The organism is Vibrio sp. 10N.286.49.C3 (assembly GCF_041469545.1).
Taxonomy (GTDB): Bacteria; Pseudomonadota; Gammaproteobacteria; order Enterobacterales; family Vibrionaceae; genus Vibrio; species Vibrio tasmaniensis_A.
This window is the reverse complement of sequence record NZ_JBFRKT010000073.1, coordinates 1-4,884: the sequence shown is the minus strand read 5'-3', so window position 1 is coordinate 4,884 and position 4,884 is coordinate 1. Positions and strand designations below refer to the sequence as shown.

Sequence of the window (4,884 nt, the reverse complement as noted above, 5' to 3'; positions counted from 1 at the left end):
AAAATTTGCTTGGCGACCATAGCATTGTGGACCCACCTGATTCCATGCCGAACTCAGAAGTGAAACACAATAGCGCCGATGGTAGTGTGGGGCTTCCCCATGTGAGAGTAGGACATCGCCAGGCTTTAAATTTTTAGAGTCGTTTTTAAACGGTTCTAGAACTGCTGATATAGCTCAGCCCGGTAGAGCGCACCCTTGGTAAGGGTGAGGTCCCCAGTTCGAGTCTGGGTATCAGCACCACTATTTAGTTGATTCGATTTATCGAGTTAACAACAGAATTTGTTTGACGACCATAGCATTGTGGACCCACCTGATTCCATGCCGAACTCAGAAGTGAAACACAATAGCGCCGATGGTAGTGTGGGGCTTCCCCATGTGAGAGTAGGACATCGTCAGGCTTAAATTGCATTATGCTGAATAGACACTGCGGAGTGGTAGTTCAGTTGGTTAGAATACCGGCCTGTCACGCCGGGGGTCGCGGGTTCGAGTCCCGTCCACTCCGCCACTTATTAGAAAGCCTAGTCTTATGACTAGGCTTTCGTCGTTTCTGGATACGATAATTTTGTCTTCGAGCAACGAGTCCCGGTCGCCTGCGACCCCAAGCACTCCACCATTTATAAGAAGTCTCGCTAGAAATCGCGGGGCTTTTTGCATCTAAATTATAGTGTTCGCCCTTCCATTGAATGACTTTTACACAAGGTTTGCGCGTAACCCATGACGCCTAGTTAACGTGTCCCATTATTTTGTTATTTATTAGAAAGTCTAACTCTACGATTAGAGTCTTTTTATTTGTATTTTCTACACCAGTTGTTATTTGAAACGAGCATGCGTTTCACAAACGCATATAGCTTTAAGCTTAGCACTCAAATACTCGAGCTATGCGACGTTGTAAGTCAGGTTAATGAGACTGTTCTGACTCAGCTGTATCCATTCAATATCGAAGTTATATAAGCCTTACAACTCATCCTATGCGCCCTGCGTTTGCAGATGTTTGCTTTATCAAGCGAGTGCACTTTAGTATTAGTTAACAGCCCTTCGTCTACGATACCTGACTTCTGTTTTTATCTGTGAATCTAGAGGGTACTTCTGATGTGTAATTAGGAATTGATCATGGATGTTTCTGCTAAGAGCGCTATAGCCCTTAATGAGGTACTTCATCCTCTTGTTATGCATTAAGCTTAAACCACTCTTAATTGTATTGAGCACCCTGTTTGAAAAGTATCTCAAAGGGGAAGTGGACTATATTTCAGGTTGAAGGAGAGAGTCGCTAGATTAAGGGCCCAAATTGGTGCCGGTGGGATACATATGCTAAGAAATAGAGAATTTCTCGTATTCGTGCAGTGATATTTATCATCCAATCAGATCGAGACTCTCTGGCTCTAGGTTCAGGTATCTTAGGAGATGTTTACCGGTCTCTTTTCTACTCTGATGTGTTTGTTGACTCGATATGAATTAGTTATGTTGACCACTTTACTCTGAACATATTGATTTCTTGCTGGTTAGTTCAAGCTATGTTTTGGCTATTGCGACTAATATGAAGCTAGAAGGGCGTTATTGTTCGCTTGGTAAGAATAGACTCAAAAAAATCATCGGGTGATATTTTAGTGATTATTTTAACAAATAGATAAAGCCTTAAAAGCTAATGGGGCGAACTATGAAATTAAGCTTTAACTTTGAAGATGCAAGTCAGATCTTTGTAGGATCTTTTGCTTTGGCTGTACCGATTTCTTTTTCCGAAGAAGCCTGGAAGTTAGGGGAGACTTTGCCTACTGCTAATCTGTTGCTGCTATTTTTATTATCAGCAGTGTTCTTAGGCTTTTATACTTATGAAAGTGTCTTTCAGAAAAATGTTGTTGCACGCATGCCGGTGTTTATTTTCAGAATTGTTATTGCTTATGCTATGACGGCGTTGGTAGTTGCTTTGGTACTGACATGTTTGGATAAGTTGCCTCTATTAAGCGATCCAATAGTCTCGTTTAAACGTGTCATTGTTATATCAATGCCCGCGTCTATGGGGGCTATTATAGTGGATAGTTTCGATAAAGAGTGAAACCGTATATCACCCAGGTTAAGTCATCAACAGAGCCATTCTAGCGCTTATTTGGTTCACTCTTAGATAACACAAGTAGCAAGCTCGCTAGACAGATTTCGACATGAATGTGCGTTTGTTGTTGGGTGATTCAAGCTAAATCAAAAGAGTAAAGCCTAATTGTTTGACAAGAAAATTAAGACTGAGAGTTTCTGTACTGAATGAGCAATTAGAAAGGTGAGGGAGATGGAGGCACGCTAGGATCTTTAGATGCAAAAAAGCCGCATCAATGATGCGGCTTTCTTTAATTGGCTCCCCTTGCAAGACTTGAACTTGCGACATACGGATTAACAGTCCGCCGTTCTACCAACTGAACTAAAGGGGAATTGATTGTTTTATCTCTAATCAAGAGAATGGTGCCGACTACCGGAATCGAACTGGTGACCTACTGATTACAAGTCAGTTGCTCTACCTACTGAGCTAAGTCGGCATCATGTATCAAGAAGCTTACGCTTAATGATTAACTTGGCTCCCCTTGCAAGACTTGAACTTGCGACATACGGATTAACAGTCCGCCGTTCTACCAACTGAACTAAAGGGGAATTATTCTTAAAGCTTTAAAGAAATGGTGCCGACTACCGGAGTCGAACTGGTGACCTACTGATTACAAGTCAGTTGCTCTACCTACTGAGCTAAGTCGGCACATGATATTTCTTTGTGCTTTACTGTTGTTGTCAAGGACACCAACAAATAAATTGTGGTGCCCGGAGGCGGAATCGAACCACCGACACGAGGATTTTCAATCCTCTGCTCTACCGACTGAGCTATCCGGGCGACGAGGTGTATTAAACGTGTTTTCGCGTTCTGGGTCAACATTAAATTGCAAAAAAAGTATTGTTTGATGTTTTTCTATACTTAGTGGGTTGTTTTTGTTCGTTTGGGTAGAAAAACCTAGGTCTAGCATGCCTTAAAAGATGGCAAAACTACGGTTAACTGCTTTGAATGAGCGCTGAAATAAAAAAAGCACGTATGAAAACGTGCTTTTATATTAAAGGTTTTTCTCGAGAGTTTAGTGTTTTACTTCAAACCTATTTACCCAAGTCTCTAATTCGTTAGAAAGAGAAGCTAAAGTTTGAGTACTGTTATGGCTTTCCGTTACGACATCGCTCAGTTGGTTGCCACTTTCTTCAATCATATTGATACGCTTCGATATATCATCGCTTACCTGGGTCTGTTCAGCGGCTGCTGTTGCGATTTGATGGCTCATTGATGATATCGACTCTAATGCAATCACAATCTGTTGTAGCGCTTCAGAGGCATTCTGAGACTCTGCTACAGTACTTTCACTCGTTGCCGCACACACATTCATTGTTTGAATGGCGTTACGGGAACCTTCTTGAAGATTATTGATCATTAACTGAATCTCTTTGGTGCTCGATTGCGTTCGACCAGCAAGATTACGTACCTCATCCGCCACTACTGCAAATCCACGACCTTGTTCACCCGCTCGCGCAGCCTCAATAGCAGCGTTAAGTGCTAACAGGTTAGTTTGCTCTGCAATATCGCCTATAACGTCCAATACCTTAACAATATTGTTTACGTCGTTATCTAGGTTAGCAACAGCTTCACTGGCTGTACCTAATTGTCCTGCTAGGCCTTGAATATTATCTACTGTGTTGTGGATTAGGAGCTGAGTATGTTGGCTTTGTTTGTCTGCCTCGTCGGTGTTACGAGCCGTATCGCCAGCTGAATCGGCAACATTATTTGCTGAAGACGCCATCTCAGTCATTGCTGTTGCGATCATTTCAGTTGATTGTTGCTGAGTTTCAGTAAGTTGAGCGATAGAACCTGCACGATCTTCCACGCGCTGTAATTCGCCTCTTAACGCTAGCATTGAAGAGTTGAGGTTTGATACTAACTCTGCCAGTGATTGACTCATTTGTTGTACAGCGTGATAGATACTGCCTTGCTCAGCTTGAGTCTCAAACGATGTTTGGATTTTTCCTTCTGCGACAGCTTGTACTGCTTCTCTTACGTCTTTGGGTTCACCGCCAAGTAGCGATAGCATACGTTTAATTGAGATAATCAAGCTTGAAAGAATGACACCAGCAATAGCTAAACATAAAATCAGTTGCCATTGTGCTGTTGACCAAAACCTTGCGTTGACTTCATTGAAGCCGATACCTGTACCTACAACCCAACCCCAATGAGGTGTTTTTTCTGCGATGGACAGTTTTTCCTCAATGCTTCCGTCGGGGAGTTTTTGTGTCCAGGTGTACTCGACTATTTGTCCTGTTCTATTGCCAAGTGCTCGCTGAATAAGTTGGCCAACGCTATTTCCATCGCCATCTTTAAAATCATTAAAGCTGGTCCCGTGTAGTTGCGGATCTAAAGGTGTTGCGACAAAAGTCATATCTTCATCAGCAACATATACATATTCATTGTCTTTATAGATATTGTTGCGCAGTAGGCGAGTGGCAAGCTGTTTGGCTTGTTGTTCTTCTAGAGTGCCATCAATAGCCATTTTTTCGACTTCAGTAAGAATGCTGTATGCACTTTTAAATAGCTCTGTCACGCGAGCTTTGTTGTCTATGTTGCTAGCAACTCTTAAGGTCCATAAACCTGTAGCCGTAAGTGCGAGCAAGGCAATCAAAATGATGCCTGATAATAAATAAGCTTGCGTTTTTAATTTCATATTTCCCCGTGCAGCGATCTAATAATAAGTATGGTGTATCATTCACGAATCTTAAGCTAAGTCGTGTAGTGCAGGTATCAGAAAGGTATCAAAACATGATGAAGATTAAATTTACGAAGAAAAAAAAGTCCCCAAAAGAATAATGCCGATCAGTTAAAGC

The 4,884-nt window shown here is 42.0% G+C and carries 2 protein-coding genes, 7 tRNA genes and 2 rRNA genes; 5 read left to right on the top strand and 6 right to left on the bottom strand.

Going from position 1 to position 4,884, the window contains the following annotated elements; genetic code table 11:
- Positions 1–8: 8 nt before the first annotated feature.
- The 5 genes from rrf (AB4180_RS21740) to AB4180_RS21720 all read left to right on the top strand — a co-directional run bounded on the left by rrf (AB4180_RS21740) (position 9) and on the right by AB4180_RS21720 (position 2,050).
- A 5S ribosomal RNA gene (rrf, locus tag AB4180_RS21740) occupies positions 9–124 on the top strand.
- 39 nt (positions 125–163) lie between these two features.
- Positions 164–240 (top strand) — tRNA-Thr (locus AB4180_RS21735).
- 42 nt (positions 241–282) lie between these two features.
- A 5S ribosomal RNA gene (rrf, locus tag AB4180_RS21730) occupies positions 283–398 on the top strand.
- A 30-nt stretch (positions 399–428) separates the two neighbouring features.
- Positions 429–505 (top strand) — tRNA-Asp (locus AB4180_RS21725).
- A gap of 1,149 nt (positions 506–1,654) precedes the next feature.
- Complete coding sequence (locus AB4180_RS21720; protein WP_009847710.1) at positions 1,655–2,050, top strand: DUF2391 family protein; 396 nt, start codon at positions 1,655–1,657, stop codon at positions 2,048–2,050.
- Between the two features lie 288 nt (positions 2,051–2,338).
- On the opposite strand, the gene AB4180_RS21715 is transcribed toward AB4180_RS21720, so the two are convergent.
- From AB4180_RS21715 to AB4180_RS21690, 6 genes are all read right to left on the bottom strand, one after another.
- Positions 2,339–2,414, bottom strand: a tRNA-Asn gene (locus AB4180_RS21715).
- A 29-nt stretch (positions 2,415–2,443) separates the two neighbouring features.
- Positions 2,444–2,519 (bottom strand) — tRNA-Thr (locus tag AB4180_RS21710).
- Positions 2,520–2,555: 36 nt separating this feature from the next.
- Positions 2,556–2,631, bottom strand: a tRNA-Asn gene (locus AB4180_RS21705).
- Between the two features lie 24 nt (positions 2,632–2,655).
- Positions 2,656–2,731 (bottom strand) — tRNA-Thr (locus AB4180_RS21700).
- A 56-nt stretch (positions 2,732–2,787) separates the two neighbouring features.
- Positions 2,788–2,863 (bottom strand) — tRNA-Phe (locus AB4180_RS21695).
- Positions 2,864–3,098: 235 nt separating this feature from the next.
- Positions 3,099–4,724: a methyl-accepting chemotaxis protein gene (locus tag AB4180_RS21690; protein WP_017101452.1), complete on the bottom strand. Its 1,626-nt coding sequence runs from the start codon at positions 4,722–4,724 to the stop codon at positions 3,099–3,101.
- Positions 4,725–4,884 lie beyond the last annotated feature (160 nt).